The following is an 18,554-nucleotide window of genomic DNA, read 5'->3' on the forward strand; positions in this document are numbered from 1 at the left end:
GGTGTTGCCGGAGAAGTGAAGGCGGCGCCTACCGTCGGTTCGCATCGACAGTTACGTCGCCCTCATAAACGACGCCTCGCTCGGCGTCAAGTGTGAGAACCGCCCCGTCCGCGATTCGATCGGGGAGCGGCGCCCCCGACACCATCGGGATCCCCAGTTCCCTGGCGACGACGGCGGGATATCCCGTCATTCCCGGTCGAGCGTCGACGATCCCCGCGAGCTTCCGGACGTCGCCCTCGAACTCGCCGTCGAAATCCGCATCGAGCGCCAACAACGTTCCGTCCTCGACACCGGAGAGGTCGCCGCTTGCGGTCCGAATCACCGGCGCGGCGACCCGGCCGCCGACGATCCGCTTGCCCGTCGCGACGGCCTCGGCGGCGACGTGTACCTTCAGCATGTTCGTTGTGTTCGTTCCCTCCACTTCGGTCATCATTCCGGACAGGACGACGACGGTATCCCCGCTCTCGGCGGCGCCCGCGGACAGGGCTGCCTCGACCGCGTTGTCGAGGATCTCTTCGATCCCCTCGGCGTAGTCGGCGTACTTCGGCTGGACCCCCCACGAGAGCGCGAGTTGACGACGAACCCGGTCGTCGGGAGTGGTCGCCACGACCGGCACCCCGGGACGGAACTTGGCCGTCTTCCGTGCCGTGTATCCCGACTCCGAGACTGCAACGATTGCGGCGGCGCCGATGTCGCGGGCGAGATACCTGGCCGATCTGGAGAGCGCTTCCGTACGCGATTCCCGCTGTGCCGCCGGAACCCGCCTCTCGCGTGTCTCGGCGTACTCGTCGCTGGCTTCGACCTGGCGGACGATCCGGTCCATCGTCTTCACGACGTCGACCGGGTGGTCGCCGACCGCTGTTTCCCCCGACAGCATCACCGCATCGGTGCCGTCCAACACCGCGTTGGCCACGTCCGACGCCTCCGCGCGGGTGGGGCGGGGCGAATGGACCATCGAGTCGAGCATCTCGGTAGCGGTGATCACCGGCACCCCCCGTTCGATCGCGAGCCGGATCGTCCGCTTTTGGATCATCGGGACGTCCTCGAGGGGGCACTCCACACCGAGATCACCCCGGGCAACCATCACGCCGTCGGCGGCGTCGACGATCCTCGCGAGGTTGTCGACGGCGCCAGCCCGTTCGATTTTCGCGACGACCGGGATGTCGGCCCCGCAATCGTCTTCGAGGTAGTCGGAAACGGCGTAGACGTCCTCCGGGTCGCGCACGAACGACGCGGCGACGAAGTCGGCGTCCTTTCTGGCAGCGAGTCGAAGCTCCGCCTCGTCGTCTTCGGTGATCAGTTCGAGATCGAGATCGACGCCGGGCACGTTGACTCCCTTGCGACCACCCAGCTTCCCACCGGAGTCGATGTGCGCGAACACGTCCGACCCGTCGACTCTCTCGACTGTCGCTTCGATCTTTCCGTCGTCGAGCAACACGGTGTCTCCCGCTTTCGCCGCCGTGATCGACACCGACAGCCCGACCTCCTCCGGCGTGGCTGTCTCCCCTTCGAAAAACCGGACGGTCGACCCCGACTCGAGCTGGATCGGTTCCTCGAGCGGCGCCGTCCTGACCTCCGGTCCCTGGAGGTCGACCATGGTCGCCACCGGCTCCGCGGTGGCGTCGTCGACCTCCCGGATCCTGTCGATGACGTCGGCCCGGTGGTCTGTCGTCCCGTGGCTGGCGTTGAGCCGGGCGACCGACATCCCCGCCCGGACGAGCTCCCGGATCGTCCTCCGATCGTCGGAGGCCGGCCCGAGCGTACAGACGATCTTGGCGTTGCGCATGCTGTCCATTGGGACGCCGACGTTAAAATTGGGACGATGGGATTCGAACGCGAGTAAATCCCCTCGGAGCAGGGAGTGGAGACGACACGACAGTCGGGCGCTACGATCTCGGCCCGAGATAGCCCCACGCCTGCAGCCGATCCCCCTCGCCGTCCATCCAGCGCTCGCCGACGTCGTCCCGGTAGTAGAGGTTCGGGATCACGATGTCGTCGACGCGTCCGTAGCACTGCGTTCGGGCCTCCTGCATCGTCTCTCCTTTACCGGTGACGACAAGCGGCATCCCGCTTTCCCCCGCCGCCCGCCACTGTCCGTCCACCTTCTTGGTGTCCTCGAGATGAATTCCCTCTCGGCTGTCGGTTTCGAAGACGACTGCTGCGTTCCGGGAGTTCTCGTCGTAGGTCTTCTCGTCGTCGAACGGGAACGGCGGCAGGACTACCCGTATCGCCACCTGAAAGCCGCTGTGGACCTCCAGTTCGGGCTCGTTCCCGTGTGCGAGATTGTAGAAGAACTGGCCGGTGGATGACTCGATCGACTCCTCCTGGAGCGTGATCGTCGGATAGCCAAAGCGCGGCGTGAACTCCAGGGGATAGATCCCGGTCGCGTTGACGATGCAGTTGAGGTCGATGCTTCCGACGTAGCCCTCCTGTGCGAGCCAGCCTTCCAGTTTTTCGAACGTTTCAGCAAACAGTTGGTTCTGTCCAGACCAGAACATCGACGTCCCCATCTCGCCGGTCTGTGGGCCGATGTTCCCCGGGAAGAGCCGCTTGTGCTCGAAGTTGAAGTTCACCTCGTCGATGAACTCCTCCCCGTCGAAGAACCCACAGATGGCTATCTCGACGCCTTCGACCTTGCGCTGGAGCTGGAACCCTTTCATCCGGTGTCCCCACGCCTTCTTGTAGGCACGCAGGACGTCGATCACGTCACCGCCGTCGGGTTCGCGCCCGACGTACAGCAATCGTTTGACGTTCTGCACTTCCCCGAGCGGCTTGATGACGTAGGGGGCCGGGTTCTTCTGGACGTATTCGATTCCCTCCTCGAAGTCGTAGAACTCCCGATGGTCGATCGTGTTCACCCCGTGATCCTCGAGGATCTCCATCGCGTAGCCGCGGTCCTCCTCGAGGCGATCCGTGTTCGGGGTCCCGCCGACGACGGCGTGTCCGTCCTCGCGGAGTTCCTGTGCGAGTTGTCCGGTTCCCACCTCGGAGCCGACCCAGATGTCGTCGAAAACGATGACGTCGGCCCACTCGACGTCCGCGCGCCAATCGTCGGTTTTCGGAACGAACCCGTCGCCGATCTCTTTGTCGCTTTCGGCTTCAATGTAGTACTTGACGTCGTGCCCCTCCCGATGGATCTGCCAGGCGAGATCGGTGATCAGGGCGGCGTCCAGAGAACAGAACAGGAACCGCTTGGTGTCGGAGGCGTTCATGCCGCCCCCATCGGTGCGAGATGCTATATAAGTACGCTCGAGAGTGAGCCGCTGATTCGCCGCGTCGCGGGTACTCCAGAGGACGGCTGTCGTCTCCGACGTCGCCGCGCCCTTGTCACCGCTTTCGACGTCGCTGCTTCCGGCGTCCTCGCTTCAGCCGTCCAGTCTCTCGAGTTGCTCTCGAATCCGGTTTAGATCGCCGTCGACGAACCGAGCCGTCTCCCGGCCGAGCGTCCGGTAGAACTCGGTGGTGGCGTTCTCGGCGACATTGGTCGCGAACTCGCCGATCCAGTTCCCGAGGTGGCTCTCGAGGAACGACCGCTGTTTCTCCAGATAGGTGGCGGCCGTCTCGAGATCGTCGTTCCTGAGCGCCTCGGCCTCGTTTACGACGAGGTAGTAGAGGAACTCCAGCTCTGCCACGATGTGGTCGGCGGGCTCGTCGAGGCCGATATCCAGCCCTTCTTCCCGATATCTGCGCTCGACATCCAGGGTCGACTCGCCCATCGCCCTGCCGTGTTGCTCCATGTACACCGACCCGTACGGCGGCGCGAGCACCTCGAAGGGACCGACGAACAGCTTCGCGTAGTCGACCCGGAGATCGTCACGATCGGGGGGCGTTGTCCCGACCAGCTCCTCGAGGCGCGGGTGTATCGAGGCGTTCCGCGCGGCCGCCATCGTCTCTCGCCACTCCTCGTCCGGGAGGCGGTAACAGACCGAGAGGAACTTGTAGGCGTTCCCTCGGCGTTCCGCCTCGGCCAGCAGTTCGTCCCTGGATAGTTCGTTCATCGTTGGTGTTGAATTCGTTACTGCGGCTTCACGTTGACGCTGACACAGCCGTAGAACACCGAACTTCCGCTCAGACGGTCGTAGTCGGCCGGGATCAGGCGGTTGTTGTTGCCACCCTTGGCTTCCTCGCCGAACACCTCGGCGGCCCTGCGGCCGTACGCCCAGTGCCCCTGCCCGTACGTCTTGGCGACCGTGCCGGGCTGGACGCCTTCCCAGAGTTTGGCCGTACACTCGATTTCGCCGACGGGCGACTCGATCACGACCTCGTCGCCGTCGTCGATGCCGAGGTCGGCGGCGTCGTCCGGGTGGAGCTTGACGACGTCCTGCCCGGGTTCGTCGCCGGGATCGGCGTCGCCGAACTCCTGGTACCACTCTGTGTTCGCCGACCGTCCCTCCCTGTTGAGCCGGGACTTGTAGTCGACGAACTCGAAGTCGTAGTCGTCCTCGCCGTGGATGTACGGCTCCTCGTAGTGCGGGAGGAACGGGTGCGGCGCGTTATCGTCGCCTTCCCGTGCCAGATAGTTACACGTCTCGAGGATGTCGTCGACGTCCGTGTCGTAGCGGTCGGCGTGGCCCCCGAGAGCCTCTTTGAGCGTCTCACTGTAAAACTCGAAGGTGCCCGACACGGTGCCGAACTCCCCGCCCTCCGAGGGCCAGCGGTGTCTGTACTCCCACTCGTCGGAGTTCCAGATGCCGGCTTCCCGGAACTGTTCCCAGCCGTCGTAGTCGTCGCCGCCGGGATGACCGACTTCCGGGTCCCACATCGGCTGCATGCGGAGTTTGATCGCGTTCCGGGAAAACGCCTGGGCGCGGAGTTCGCGGTCGTCGTACTCGTCGCTCGGAGACAACCCGGTTTCGGGGTCCTCGTACTGCTCGCAGTAGTCGAGCATCTCGGTGAAGCCCCGCTCGGCCAGTTCGTCGGCGATCATGTAGACGATCTCAGTCTCGTCGCTTTTGACGTTCCAGAGACGGCCGTTCTCGAGGACCTCCTCCGGATCGTCGGGATCGTCACACAGCACCGGCTGGTGGAGGTTGATCGACCGACGACGGGCGGCCGTGCTGCGGAGCTGACCCCACCGCTCGAACTGGTGATGCGTCGCCGGCAGAACGATGTCGGCGAACCATGCCGTCTCGCTGGGGTTGGTCTCGACGGTGACGTGGAGGTACTCCTCGCCCTCGAGTTTCTCCAGCGCATCGATCCAGCGCTGGTTCTCGGGATTGGAGAAGGCGTAGTTGTTCCAGTAGGACAGCAGGAACTTGATCTCCATCGGGTCCTCCTCCAGCATCCCGTCGGCGGCGTTGTTGGTCACGACGCCGCCGCCGGACGACCCCTCCTTGAGCACGGGCTGGTCCTTGGCGCCGCGCTGGTCGATCTTGTCCCCGGTCACCTCGTCGCGGTGTTCCTCGATGTAGTCGAGCCCCTGCTGGGCGACCTCGTCGATGTAGTCGTCCGCGCCGGGGAGGCTCGCGGTACCGTCGGACGGTGAAAAGAGCGTTCCACCCTCGTTACCGACGGAGCCGACGAGGCCGTTGAGCGCGTGGACCGCCATGCTGGTGTAGCTGCCCCGAACCTGCATGACCGGGCCGCCACCCATCCACACGAGGGCGTTCGGTCCAGCTTCGCCGAAGTTGCGGGCGACGCGTTCGATCTGGTCGGCCGGCACGCCGGAGCGCTCCGCTGCCCACTCGGGCGTTTTGTCCTTCAGTTCCTCGTTCCACCAGTCGACGACGCCGGTGCTGTTTTCGGACTCGTCGAACTCCTCGGGGTCGACCTCCTCGCCCTCGACGAACAGGTTTTCGCCGTCCGCGAACTCGCCGACGAACTCGCGGCTCCACAGCCCCTCTGTGAGGATCACATGGGCCATCGCGACCGCGACCGCCCCGTCCTCGCCGGGTTCGACGGGGAGGAACTCGTCCGCCTTGGCGGCAGTCGCGCTCAGGCGCGGTTCGACGACCGCGAGATCCGCGTCGTCCAGCATGTCTCCCCACTCGCTGGAGTAGTAGGAGACCTGCCGGTTGGAACTGACCGGGTCCGCTCCCCACGCGATCACGTAGTCGGTGTTCTCGATGTCGTACTGGCGGTACGACCACTCGCCTTCGGTGTAGTACGGGCCAAACTTTTCGGCCTCCGCACAGATCGCGCTGTGGGAGATGTTGTTCGGGGTGCCGACGATCGCCGGGAAATGACTGTAGAGGATCGGCCGGAGGTACGTGTACCGGCCGCGGGTGACCATCGCCTTGTGGGTCTCCTCGTTCTCCCGGAGCATCATGATATGATCGGCGATCTCGGAGATCGCCTCATCCCACGTGATCGGCTCGAACTCCGGATCCTCGTCGGGGCCTTTGTTCGGGTTCGTCCGCCGCATCGGCTGGGTGACCCTGTCGGGATCGTACAGTTGCTGGATGCCCAGGTGCTTGCGGGGACAGTTGGAAACGCCGTGGATCTGGGAGTTCGAGTTCCCGCGGACCTTCAGGGCGCGCCCGCCCTCGACGAGGATCTCGGAGGCACACCACGAGGTACACCCCGCACACGTCGAGGCGCGCCACTCCCCAGTCTCTTCCGCGAGGGCGTCCCGGGGCGAAAACGCCGTGTCGACTCCGTCCTCGGCCTCGGCGAGCGCGGACAGTTGCGGGGTCGCTGCGGCCCCTGCAACGCCCACCGCCCCGAGTTTGAGGAACCCTCTCCGGTCGGTCGGCATGACGCCGTCTCTCTTACTGTGCTCGGCCGCGATGTCGTCGTTTGCTTTTGACATGAGTATCACCTCTCAGTCGAGTTCGGGAACCTCTCCCTTTCCGACGCCGAGCGGTTCCCCGGCGTCGCTGCCGTCGAACTCGCGGATGTACTGCACCTTTGGTTCGGTACCGAAGTCCTCGCCGTACCACTCGTCGACGAATCGACCGTCGTGTTCTTCGAGGACATGGCTCACCGAACTGTCCGGATCGTTCAGGTCGCCGAAGATCCGCGCGTCGCAGGGGCACGCCTCGACACACGCGGGGAGTTCGCCCTGCGTGACCCGGGAGACACAGAACTCACACTTCTCGGCGACCCCCGAGTCCATTGCACCGTCCGCGTCAGCGCGGTCGGCGTAGTGTCCCTCAAGGGAGTCACGCGAGGGGTTCTGATACGGGGGGACGTAATCGCCGACCTGCTCGGTGACTTCCCGAGGCGTCGCCGTCCCCGCCATGACGCGTTCGTCGCCGCGCCAGAAGTCGTACTGCTCCCCCTGGGAGAATTCGATCTTGTTGTACGGGCAGGCGCCGACACACTGCTGGCAGCCGATACACTCGTCGCGGTTCTGCATCGTGATCCCGCCGGGGCCCTTGTAGAGGGCGTCGCCGGCGACGGGACACACGTCGATACAGGGAGCGTCTTCACAGTGGTTACACAGTGTCGGAATAAACTCGTAGCTGGTGTCCGGGAACTCCCCGTCCGTTACCGTAATCCGGTCGGACCAGGCGAACCCCTCTTGGACGTTGTTCTCGTTCTTGCAGGCGATGTTACACGCCTGACAGCCGGAACACCGCTGGAGGTCGATCACCATCCCGAGTTCGACGTCCGGTTCCTCTTCGGGCGGTTCCGGCGTCGGCGTTTCCTCCTCTTCGGGCGTCGGTGTCGGCGTCTCCTCCGGTTCGGGCGTCGGCGTCGGTTCGGGTTCCTCCTCCTCGAAGAACCCGAGACAGCCCGCGCTGGCCGTCCCGACGGCGGCGCCGCCGATCGCGGCGAGGCGCCGTATCGTTCCACGGCTCTCTTCTCCGTCCGTTTCTCCGTTCGGTTTTGACTTGCTCATGATCTGTCGGTGGACTGGTTCGTTGGATCGCTGGTTCGCCCCTGTCGACGGGGCAGTCCGTCTCGGAAGGTAGTCGTCAGGCGTTTCTCGGAGTCCCTGTAGCGATTTTGTATAAGAACTGGGTTGGGGAGTGCATGTCTATTGAATATGAAGTATTTATTTAATTTAAATAATTCTGAATAATTATGGTAGCTCCTCCATAAGAAAGGAATATATACTAGTAGCTAGCTGCCAACTGCTCCCGAATAGCAGTCGTTATCGGCACGAATAGAGAGAATGTGCTAATAGGGAAAGATAATCGACGATTTTTCCCTTCACAATCAAACGTACAGTGTTACCGCCTCCGTGTCAAGTGGTTCCAGACGCGAAGCGTCTCGTCATCGGGAAATCGGACGAAAGCGACACGACCTCTGCGACGGTCGACCTCTGCCGCGGCACATCGACGACGTTGCTCAACTAGAGAGTTGGTCTGCAAGTGCCAGTACCAGCTTTCGTTCGACCGTTTTCAACCGTTTCGACGCTGCCGAATCCGACACGTCGAGTTCGGCGGCAACGTCGCCCAGCGACGCCGAACGAGGATCGTCGTAGTAGCCGAGGGCTGTCGCACTCAGGACCGCCTGTCGCTGCTTTTGGGTGAGGCCGTCGACCGTCACCGTCTGAACCTCCTGTGGATCAGTCGCCGAGATGTGAATCTGACTGCTGTCGACGCCTTCACTCTGCTCGAGGAGACAGTTCAGCAGTTCAGCGGTCGCTCCAGGATCGGATACCGTCACCGTAATCCTGGTTCGACTGTCGTCGGACTCCGGGCGGTCCCGTGAAGATTGCATTCCGTTACTGCTCCTGTCGAAGGCGCGATTCTACAGCCTCGATCGTCGCCGACAGTACCGCTGTCGCCCATCGGTAGAACGGCTCGTCGCACGTCTCCTCGACTCGGGCGTGAAACTCCGGGATCCAGTCGAAGTGATCGCGGTGGAACTGATCGTACGCCTCCAACTCGCCTGCTTCCAGCAGGAGACTCCCGTACTCCAACAGGAGTGCCACGTGGTCTGGAGGATATCGTTCGGGCACATCGGCGCCCACCTCGTCGAATCGGCGCCGCATGTCGGCTGCGGCAGGACCCGAGAGGATCTCGCGGTCCTGATCGTCCCACCACGGTTCGTAGACCGACTCCGCCGGGGGCGCCGACGGCCCCTCGTACCCCTCGAAGCTCCGGAGATACGCTTCCTGGAAGTCGCCGACGCTGTCGATGTCGCCGAGAGATGGGCGTTCCGGGTCGATTCCGAGCGGTTCGGCACGGGTCAGGAGCTGTTCGTGGAGGTCGCCTTCCTCGATTGCCTCCACGAGTTCCTCGTCGGGCGTCTGGAAACACGCCGACAGCAGCGCGTACAGCTCCGCAAGCGATCGTCGGTCGTCAGTACTGAGCATGTGTTCCCCCGGTGAGACGACCATCATGAGTCTGCGTCAGTCCTCCGATACAGCGGATTCGATGAGCGTATCAACGTCCGTCGTCCCTTTACGCATCGGTTCGACGATCACACGCTGGTTCTGTGCACCGTCCTCGTACCGCTGGACGGCCTCTGCGGAAGCGAGTTCGAGCATTTCGTCGACGGGACCAGCCTGGATCGCACCGCCGACGCAGTTGTCGACGCAGGACGGCTTCTTGCCGCCGTCCGATTCCTTCTGTTTCTCCGGCTGGCCGTAGGCGCTTCCGGGCCCCTCGCCGAGACAGAAGTTACACTTCGCCATTAGCTGTTCGTCCTCGGGGTAGGTGGGGGCGTCGTACGGACACGCCTCGCCGCACTGGAAGCAGAAGATACACTCGTCGCGTTCGTGAACCACGATACCGTCCTCCTCCCGCTTTTCGATGATGTCGACAGGGCACACGTCCACGCAGGGAGCGTCCGGACAGTGCATACAGGAGGTGGAGATCGGGATCTCCTCAAACTCGTTTCCGGATCCGCTTTCGACGTGTTCGACGCTCCGCCAGTCGTCTTTCGTCGCTTCCACGTTGTGGAACTGCTTGCAGGACACCGAGCAGGCGTGACAGCCGATGCACTTGTTGTAGTCGTAGTAGAATATCCAGTCTTCAGCCATAGTCAGTCACCCCCCGGTGCCACGTCGACAGCAATGTGTCTGTCCGGCTGTCCGGAGATCGGGTCCATCTGTTTTTCGTGGAGTTTCATCGTGTTCATTCCTTCCCTGTCGGGCTGTACCGACCCTTCGCCGAAGCCATACGTCGCGGTGACGAAGCCGGGTTTCGTGCGCTCGGAAACGTACGCCATGAGTTCGCCCTCGCCGGTCGCGGACTCGATGCGAACCATGTCGCCAGTTTCGATACCCCGTTCGTTCGCGTCCGACGGGTTGATGACGAGGTAGTTCCCGCGGTACTCTTCGTCGGCGAGTTTGTGCCGGAGTGCGTACCGTTCTAACATCTGTTCGCTGTGCTGGTCCCCACCTTGCGAGAAGAACACCGCGCGAGTGTCGAAGAACTCCAGGGGATACTCGTCGCTGGTTTCGTCTCCGTACGTTCCCGGGGGGATCCACTCGGGAGCGGTGTCCATCCCGGTCTCCTCGAAGGCGTCGACGAGGACGCCGATCTGATCGAGGTCGAAGCGGAACGCCGTCCCGTCACCGTTTCTCCACTGCTCGTAGTCATACTCGTCGACGAGTTCGTAGTTGTCGCCGCCCGACTCGAGTTCATCCAGCGTCAGATCGTGGATCGAGAGCTGGTCGTTGATGAACTCCCGCTCGCTGTCCCAGGGGAAGTACTCGCCCCAGCCCATCTCTTCTGCGATGCCGGCGAGGATGTCGAAGCCCGGTTTGGTGTTCCACTGGGGCTCGATTGCGGCCTTGGAACCGATGATCCAGCTGTTGTTGCTGTAGGCGCTCCACCCGCCGTTATCGACCGTGTCCATCTCGAGCTGTGTCGCCTCCGGAAGGACGATGTCCGCCCGTTTCGCGACGCCGCTCCAGAACGCGTCGACGGAGATCACGAGATCCATCTCTTCGAGCGCCTCGATCCACGCCTCCGCGTTTCCGTCCTTCAACGGTTGGTCGTAGTGACAGTAGATCCCGTTGATGTGCCCGTTCTCGACCATGTCGGGCACGAGGTTGTGAGCGATCGTTTCCGTGTGCCGAACTGCGTAGTCCTCGTACTCTTCGTGCTTTCTGAGGGCGGGCGTCTTGCCGGACGCGTTGTTCGGGAGCCCGACCTCCCGAATTTCGAAGGGGTTTCCGAGCGGTGCGGTCTGCCAGAGCCGGAGCCCGCCCGGCCTGTCGATGTTGCCCACGAGCCCGTTGAGGGCGGTGATGTTCTGGGTGCCTTTCCAGGCGTTGCCGTACTGGGCGGTGCCGGTCCAGATCGAAATTCCAGCGTTCGGTGCAGCCTCCGCGAAGCCGATCGCGACCTCGCGGATGTCCTCGGCGTCGATACCGGTGATCTCTTCGGCCCACTCGGGGGTTTTGTCCTCGACTGCCTCGCGGTACGCCTCGAAGCCGTACGTCCAGTTCTCGACGAACTCCTCGTCGTACAGGTCCTCTTCGATGATGACGTTCGCCATCGCCAACGCGAGCGCGCCGTCGGTCCGGGGCTCGATCTGGAGCCACTTGTCGGACTTCTGGACAGTCTCGGTGTGCTGTGGATCGATCGTCACGAGGGTGGCGTCGTTCTCCTCGAACGCCGTCATGACCCCTTTCGCCTCGAACTGGCCGGCAAACGTCTCGAGCATGTTCCGGCCCCAGGCGATGATGTACTCGGAGTTCTGGTAATCCGGGATCCGATTGTTCGATCCGACGCCCATTACGCCGCCGGCCTGGAACGTCGGACCCGCACAGACGTGGATTCCACGGCCGATACGCTCGGGAGTACCGTAGAGGTTCCGCCAGAACTGGTTGTGAACCGGGGTGGTCGTGAAGCTGGCTGCGTTGAGGAAGGTTTCCGCGCCGTACTCGGCGTCGAACTCCTGGAGACGCTGTGCCGTGTACTCGAAGGCTTCCTCCCAGCTCACCTCGCGGAGCTCACCGTTCTCGCGGATGTGGGGCTGCTTGATCCGGTCCGGATCGTGAACCTTCTCGATCTGGGTCTGTCCTTTCGGGCAGATCGTTCCCTCGGTTCCCTCGCCGGCGCTTCCGCGTGGGTTGCCGTCGACGCCGGTGATGTACGTTACTGCCTGTTCACCGTCGTCGCGGACCACCACTTCCTGGCCACACTGGTGGTGGCAGATCTCACAGATCCCGTACGCGAGCCGTTCTGTGGGCTCTTCGGGCGGTTCCTCGGTCGGTTCTTCTGTGGGCTCTTCGGGCGGTTCCTCGGTCGGAGTCGGCTCCTCCTCGGTCTCCTCGAAGAACCCGAGACAGCCGCTCACTGCGACCCCTGCGCCGGCGCCGCCGATCTGCACGAGTCTGCGGCGGGTCAAGTTGACCCGACCCTGCTCTTTCGCTTCGCGTGTTCCTTCGGATGACATCTGGATCCCTTACGGTTCGAACAACGGGACTACCCTGGTTAACCAGTTCTCTGGATTCGTTTAGCCTTTATAAACGGCGAGATATTGTGAAGCTATACCAATGAATTCCCGGTAGCCCACCCTTCCCGTCCGAGTCTGTCGATTTGCGGCCCTCACACGCGAGTGGTTCAAAAAGCACTTTATAATAAACTTCACCACCGAAGCCCCAGAACAGCTTAAAAAACCTAACCCAATCCAGAGATCAGTACATCCAGTCCATGGAGAAATAATTCGCTGTGGATGCCCATGGACGACAGAACTGACCGAGATCGGTCGATCAAGCGACGACAGTTCGTCAAGGCGACAGGCCTGGCTGGCATGGCTGCGATCGCCGGCTGTGCGGGGGAAGAGGAACCCCAGGACACGCCGACAGATGAACCGACCGAAGAACCCGCGGAGGAACCGACCGAGGAACCGGAGACGCCGGAGCCGACTGAGACGCAGACCGCGCTGATCGAGCCCGAAATGCTTGCGGCGTGGCAGGACGAGGGCCTGGTCAACGCCGCACGCGACGGCGAGGAGCGCGTGACGGTGCTTCGCGTCTTCGATACGGAAAATTACGAGGACGGACACGTCCCCGGCGCACTGCCGTGGGGGGCGCTCCACGGGAGTCGGACGGAGGCGCTTGCAGCTCTCGCCCCGACGGTTCCGGACGGCGAGGCGATGGACGAGATGCTCCAACAAACGGGCGTCGACGAGAACACCACCATCGTGTTGTCGGGCCCGAACCCGCTCCGTGCGGCTCGTGCGTACTTCACGCTGCGCTACTGGGGATTCCCCCGCGAGCGCATCAAAATCCTCAACGGCGGGTACACCGCCTACGACGAGGAGTTCGGCCTCGAAACCGGAGGAGAGCCGGACGTGACCGCGTCCGGGTTCAGCGTCCGCGATAACGGCGGGCTGAACGACGACAAGAGGGTCTCTCTGGGCGAGATGATCCAGACGGTCGACGCCGTCAACGACGGCGAGACCGGGATTTCGATCCTGGACAACCGTCCCCACCCGAGCGCCACCATTGCTAACGCGGTCGTCGACCCGCCGAGCAATTACCACGAGGGCCCCGAATATCACAGCGACGCTCCCTGGAAGAGTGCCGACGAGATCGAATCGTACGTCTTCGATCTGGACGGCGTCTCCGACGGCGACGAGATCGTCACCTACTGTGGCAGCGGCTACCGCGCGACGATGAGCTTCTTCGCGCTCGACGGCGTCCTGGGGTACGACGACGTTGCCGTCTACGACGGGTCGTTCTCCTTCCAGTGGCAGCACTACGACGGCGACGCCGACGTGGTGCCAAACGACGCCTGGCGGACCGACCTCGAGGGGCGGACTGACGGCGACACTGGGGAGAGCCAACTGGAGATCATCCCGTCGCTGAACGAAGCGTTCACCGACGTCTCTGATCCGGACGCCAACCAGATCGTACAGGAGGACCAAGCGTACATGGCCGGCGACGAGTACGAACCGGCCGTCCCGGAACCCGATCCCACCGAAACCGACAATGCGCTCATCGAGCCCGAAACGCTCAAAGAGTACCAGGCGCGTGGGATGGTCAACCGCGAAAACACCGACGGCCGCGAACGCGTCGTCGTCCTCCGGGCCTTCGGCATCGACGAGTACGAGGACGGGCACGTCCCCGGCGCCGTGCCGTGGGAGACGGTCCATCAGACCCGGTTCGAGGCGCTGTCGGAGCTCTCGCCGACCGTCCCGGACGGCGCGACAATGGACGAACTCCTGCAGCGTGCCGGCGTCTGTAACAAGACCACAATCGTGATCTCGGCTCCGGCACCCCTCCGGGCGGCGCGGGCGTACTTCACGCTGCGGTACTGGGGCTTCCCCCGCGATCGCGTCAAAGTTCTCAACGGCGGGTTCACCGCCTACGAGGAAGCGTACGGTCTCGCAGAGGGGGACGAACCGAACGTGGCCACCACGACGTTCAGCGTCCAGGACAACGACGATCTCAACGACGATCTCCGGTTGTCGCTCGGGGACACGATCCAGAAGGTCGACGCTGTCAACGACGGCGAGACGGGGATTTCGTTCCTGGACAACCGTCCCGATCCGGATGCCACGCTCGCCAATGCGGTCGTCGATCCGCCGAGCAACTACCACGAAGGGGCGGAGTACTTCAGCGACGCCCCCTGGAAGAGCGCTGACGAGATCGAATCGTACGTCTTCGATCTGGACGGTGTCTCCGACGGTGACGAGATCGTCACCTACTGTGGCAGCGGCTACCGCGCGACGATGAGCTTCTTCGCGCTCGACGGCGTCCTGGGGTACGACGACGTTGCCGTCTACGACGGGTCGTTCTCCCGTCAGTGGCAGCATTACGACGGCAACGCCGATGTCGTTCCCAACGACGCCTGGCGGGTCGACCTGGAGGGACGAACCGACGGCGACACCGGCGCCAGCAGCCTCGACATCGATCCGGATCTCAACGAGGAACTGACCGACGTCTCTGATCCGGACGCCAACCAGATCGAGCAGGAAGATCTGGCGTACATGGCCGGTGAAACCGCCGCCGACCCCGACGACCCCGGCGAAGACGACCAGGAGGATGACGACGGTGACGGCGACGACGGCGGTCTGGGCGGCGGCTGTCCCGCCATTCCGGCTGGCGCGCTGTAGGGCGTCATCGGACCGCCGTCCGCCGACGCCGCTGTATCCCAATCGTCACTGACACGACGCCAAACACCGCAAACAGGTGTCCAGCGAACCCGATCAGCAACACCGGATGGTCGAAGACGAACGGCACTAAAAACAGTTGTACACCCGCGAATCCGACGTTCAGTGCGTCGATCCGGACGTACTTCCGTGTTGTTTCTCGGTCGAATCCATACTGGAGCGCGCGCCACAGTCCGACCACCGTGGCCCACCAGCAGGTGCCGATCCGATACACCACGTCCCACGTGATCACCAGCATGAGGGCGACTGCGATCGCCGGCGGATCCGCCCCGAAGAGTGACTCCACCAGCGTCGGGCCCGTTCCCCGTGGATCGACGACGAACAGGTAGGTCACGAGCAAGACGAAGGCGAACACGCTCAACGCCATCTCGATGCTCGAACCGAAAAGGAGTCGCCGATACGGCTCGGGGGCGTCAAGGTTTCGGACCGCCCGGCTGAACCGAAGCATCAGCCAGCTGCCGACGCCTGCGACGGCGACGGCGATGGTTCCCGGGAGGACAGCGCCCCACAGCCCGTAAACGGCGGCAATCACTAACACGGCAGCTTCGAAGCCGACGAGCTGGATGGCGATCGCGGTCCGGTCGGAGACGCGTACGCCCGGTATCGTCCCCACGATGCTCTCGTAGACCCAGGTCTCCCCGTAGTTCGGATCGTTCATCTCGCCCGATTCCCCCGGTTCTCCCGGTTCCTCCGGTTCCCCCGGTTCCCCCAGTTCCATCGGATCATTGATCGCGCTGCACCGGTCGAGCACTCTCGACAATTCTCGCGTCTTCCGCCTCCTCGAGAGCCCGCCGCACGGCAGTTTCGTAGGGGGTGAGTTCGATCGGGACGAGCGACCGGATCCGATCGTCGGTCACGACCACGTCCGTCGTCATCCCGTCGATGAGGGGGTAGGCGACGCTCGCGGGGACGTCGGTCACAAGGTCCACCCAGTACGCGGAGAGTCGTGGGGTGAGAAACGGCACCGGCAGGACGAACGGTTCCCGCCCGGAGAGGAGTTTCCCCGTCTCGATCAGCATCTCGCGGTACGTGAGAACCTCGGGACCGCCGATCTCGAACGTGTCGCCGGCCGTTTCCGGTACGTCGAGTATGCCGACGAGATACTCGATCACGTCCGATATCGCGATCGGCTGCACGCGGGTCGAGACCCACCGCGGCGTGATCATCACCGGGAGCCGGGAGGCGAGCTGTCGGACCATCCGGAAGCTCGCGCTGCCGTCGCCGACGATGATCGCCGCACGGAGCACCGTCAGTTCGTACTCCCCCTCGGCAAGCACCCGCTCTACCTCGCGGCGGGACCGGAGATGTGCCGAGAGGTCGTCAGCGTCCACGCCAAGTCCGCTGAGGTAGACCACCCGCGCAATTCCCGCGGCGGAGGCGCCCCGTGCGAAGTTTTCCGCTGCCTGTCGGTCGCGTTCCTCGAACCCGCCGCCGGCGCCCATCCCGTGGATCAAGTAGTACGCGGCGTCCACGTCTGCGAGCGCCGGCTCGAAACTCCCCTGCTGGAGTACGTCACCCTGGAAGACGGTGACCCCATCCGGCGCATCGTAGCTGTCCCGGTCTCTGACCAGTACCGACACGTCGTGGTCGGCGGCCAAAAGCGCGGGGACGAGACGACCGCCGACGAACCCGGTCGCACCGGTGACGAGAACCTTCATACGGGTATCAGGTTTCCGAACGGCTTAGGCGCTGTGGCGACCAGAGGTCCAGCTCCCTGTCCAGAAACGAAACCACGACGACGTGGGGGAGTGTCAACACCGCAATGAAGACGAGATACACGCCGACTGCGTCGGGCATGGTGGTCGGCGTCTCGGGGACGGCGACCCAAACGGCACCGAGAATCACCAACGCTGCCGCCGTGAGCGGGGCCGCATCCCGCGTGAACCGCAGAAACGCCATCCCGGTCGATCGGGTCGAAAGCGCAGCAGCCGCCACGTCGTCGACGAGCATCGTCCGCAGGATGTGACGAAGCGAGTGCCACAACGGGAAGTACAGTCCGATCGCGAGTATCGGGGGCACCAGCCCGAAGTACGCGATCAGCGAAAGCGTCTCCCCGGCGTCGGTCAGCCACGGGCGAACGGCGTTCGTCCGAACCGCTCGTCGGTAGCCGATACCGAGCGTCGCGGCGGTCACAAGGCCGAAACCGAGGCCTACCACGAGACGCGCCTCGAGTGTGAACACCGCATCCAGCGCCCCGACTGCGCCGGGATCGAACGAACCGATCACCGTCGCCGCGACGAACCTGTACTGCTCCGGAAACGCGACGAGTGGAACCAGCATCGGCAGTCCGCCCCGGACGAGCGCCGTCGAGGCCCGGATCGTTCGGGTCGACAGGTGCGACGCACCCGTCAACTCGACGAGGGCGTACACGTCGCCCTGTCCCCAGTGTAGCAGTGTGACGACGATGAACAGAACGAACGCGACCGCTGGAGCCAGAACCCAGATCGCTGCGTAGCTTCCGCCGATCAGGAGGTACACCCCGCCGACGAACGCGAGCGAGCGACGGGTGACCGGCACATCCCGGGCGCGGGGCAACACGAGGTGATCGACTGCCCCGTGGGGAACCCCCAGCACGATCGCGCTGACGACGAGTGGAACGTACTGATACGCGAGTGGAATCGTCCCCCCGAATCCCCGCAGCGCGACTCCCAGAGAAACCGTCAGGATCCCGCCCGCGAGCGCGATGCGGGCCGCGACGGCTCTCTCACTGGTCGTCGGCTCTGTCATCGGACATCGACTCTCTCACTGGTCAGCCACTCTCTCACTGGTCATCCACTCTCTCACCGAGCATCGAAGGCGACGGGTGTCCGTTCGAGCGCCCCTGCGAGGGCTGGAACGTCGCTTGCACGATCCAGGAGCCACATGTACAGTACGATTCCTTGAACGACAAAGATGTTCGTCACGAGGAAAAACGTCGCCTCCTCGATCGGCAGGCCGAACAGTGTGTACCCGGTTGTGTACTCCTCGGAAATGACCCAGATCCCCATCCCGATCGCGATCCGGTCTACGATCCAGAGGTACACCGACGGAACCAGGATCGCGAGCGCCACCCGACGTCGGACCCGCCAGAGGTAGGTGAGACCGAACGCCCACTGGATCGCGAGGATCGGACCCGCCCACAGCAGTATCGCACCCATGTAGAACGTCGACGACGAGCCGAGCAGGAACCATCCCACCGCTCCGAGTCCGAGTCCGCCGACCGCACCGAGAAATCGATGGGAGGCGGGGATCCGAAGCGACAGGTCATGGCTCGTCGGGAAGAGAAACAGGAAAAACGCAGTCAGGATAGGCTGGAGCACGAAAAACAGGTACTCCCCGACGGGCGCGTGCCAGATCGTCGCGACCACGACCCCGTCCCCGTACCACCACACTCCGACGTCGATGAGGAGATTGTCCCATGGCGTCGTGTACACCACCGCCAAAACCAGGATGATCCCGAGCCCAGAAAGGGGCCGCCGACCCCACCAGGCGCCCGATCGACGATGGGCCAGCCATCCCAGAAGGAAGATCGGCGGTAAAATGAACAGCGCGTGGAACTCGAGATAGCTCAACGGTGGTGTCATTTCTCACCGTCGGACGTG

The 18,554-nt window shown here is 63.7% G+C and carries 14 protein-coding genes; 1 reads left to right on the top strand and 13 read right to left on the bottom strand.

The genetic code is table 11. From position 1 onward, the window contains the following. Positions 1 to 28 precede the first annotated feature (28 nt). The 9 genes from pyk to RH858_RS04935 all read right to left on the bottom strand — a co-directional run bounded on the left by pyk (position 29) and on the right by RH858_RS04935 (position 12,249). Entirely contained in the window at positions 29 to 1,786 is a 1,758-nt protein-coding gene (gene pyk / locus RH858_RS04895) for a pyruvate kinase (RefSeq protein WP_310561260.1), read from the bottom strand. A gap of 100 nt (positions 1,787 to 1,886) precedes the next feature. Beyond that, a complete protein-coding gene (locus RH858_RS04900; RefSeq protein ID WP_259535964.1) occupies positions 1,887 to 3,212 on the bottom strand; it encodes a phosphoribosylamine--glycine ligase in 1,326 nt (441 codons plus the stop codon). A gap of 153 nt (positions 3,213 to 3,365) precedes the next feature. After that, positions 3,366 to 3,998, bottom strand: a complete 633-nt coding sequence (locus RH858_RS04905; protein ID WP_310561261.1) for a molecular chaperone TorD family protein — start codon at positions 3,996 to 3,998, stop codon at positions 3,366 to 3,368. Between the two features lie 17 nt (positions 3,999 to 4,015). Further along, on the bottom strand, positions 4,016 to 6,751 hold the full coding sequence (locus tag RH858_RS04910; RefSeq protein ID WP_310561262.1) for a molybdopterin-dependent oxidoreductase: 2,736 nt from the start codon (positions 6,749 to 6,751) through the stop codon (positions 4,016 to 4,018). Between the two features lie 12 nt (positions 6,752 to 6,763). Further along, entirely contained in the window at positions 6,764 to 7,786 is a 1,023-nt protein-coding gene (locus RH858_RS04915; RefSeq protein ID WP_310561263.1) for a 4Fe-4S dicluster domain-containing protein, read from the bottom strand. A gap of 452 nt (positions 7,787 to 8,238) precedes the next feature. Then, positions 8,239 to 8,613 carry a helix-turn-helix domain-containing protein gene (locus tag RH858_RS04920; protein WP_259535956.1) on the bottom strand — a complete coding sequence of 125 codons (375 nt, stop codon included), beginning with the start codon at positions 8,611 to 8,613 and terminating at the stop codon, positions 8,239 to 8,241. 4 nt (positions 8,614 to 8,617) lie between these two features. Beyond that, the gene (locus RH858_RS04925; protein WP_259535954.1) at positions 8,618 to 9,211 is read right to left on the bottom strand and encodes a molecular chaperone TorD family protein; all 594 of its coding nucleotides are present in this window, start codon (positions 9,209 to 9,211) and stop codon (positions 8,618 to 8,620) included. Positions 9,212 to 9,247: 36 nt separating this feature from the next. Next, positions 9,248 to 9,880, bottom strand: coding sequence for a 4Fe-4S dicluster domain-containing protein (locus RH858_RS04930; RefSeq protein WP_259535952.1), 633 nt, complete (start codon positions 9,878 to 9,880; stop codon positions 9,248 to 9,250). Between the two features lie 2 nt (positions 9,881 to 9,882). Next, entirely contained in the window at positions 9,883 to 12,249 is a 2,367-nt protein-coding gene (locus RH858_RS04935; protein WP_310561264.1) for a molybdopterin-dependent oxidoreductase, read from the bottom strand. 285 nt (positions 12,250 to 12,534) lie between these two features. Between RH858_RS04935 and extH the strand changes: the two genes are divergently transcribed. Further along, entirely contained in the window at positions 12,535 to 14,916 is a 2,382-nt protein-coding gene (extH, locus tag RH858_RS04940) for a selenite/tellurite reduction operon rhodanese-like protein ExtH (RefSeq protein ID WP_259535948.1), read from the top strand. A gap of 4 nt (positions 14,917 to 14,920) precedes the next feature. Here the strand turns inward: extH and RH858_RS04945 are convergent, their stop codons facing one another. The 4 genes from RH858_RS04945 to RH858_RS04960 form a co-directional block, all read right to left on the bottom strand. Then, complete coding sequence (locus RH858_RS04945; RefSeq protein ID WP_259536396.1) at positions 14,921 to 15,631, bottom strand: hypothetical protein; 711 nt, start codon at positions 15,629 to 15,631, stop codon at positions 14,921 to 14,923. 64 nt (positions 15,632 to 15,695) lie between these two features. Beyond that, on the bottom strand, positions 15,696 to 16,631 hold the full coding sequence (locus RH858_RS04950; RefSeq protein WP_259535946.1) for an NAD(P)H-binding protein: 936 nt from the start codon (positions 16,629 to 16,631) through the stop codon (positions 15,696 to 15,698). 7 nt (positions 16,632 to 16,638) lie between these two features. Beyond that, positions 16,639 to 17,700, bottom strand: coding sequence for a Brp/Blh family beta-carotene 15,15'-dioxygenase (locus RH858_RS04955; protein ID WP_259535944.1), 1,062 nt, complete (start codon positions 17,698 to 17,700; stop codon positions 16,639 to 16,641). A 53-nt stretch (positions 17,701 to 17,753) separates the two neighbouring features. Next, positions 17,754 to 18,536, bottom strand: a complete 783-nt coding sequence (locus RH858_RS04960) for a lycopene cyclase domain-containing protein (protein ID WP_310561265.1) — start codon at positions 18,534 to 18,536, stop codon at positions 17,754 to 17,756. Between the last annotated feature and the right edge of the window lie 18 nt (positions 18,537 to 18,554).

The sequence above is a fragment of the Halalkaliarchaeum sp. AArc-GB genome, from assembly GCF_031432225.1.
Classification (GTDB): Archaea; Halobacteriota; Halobacteria; order Halobacteriales; family Haloferacaceae; genus Halalkaliarchaeum.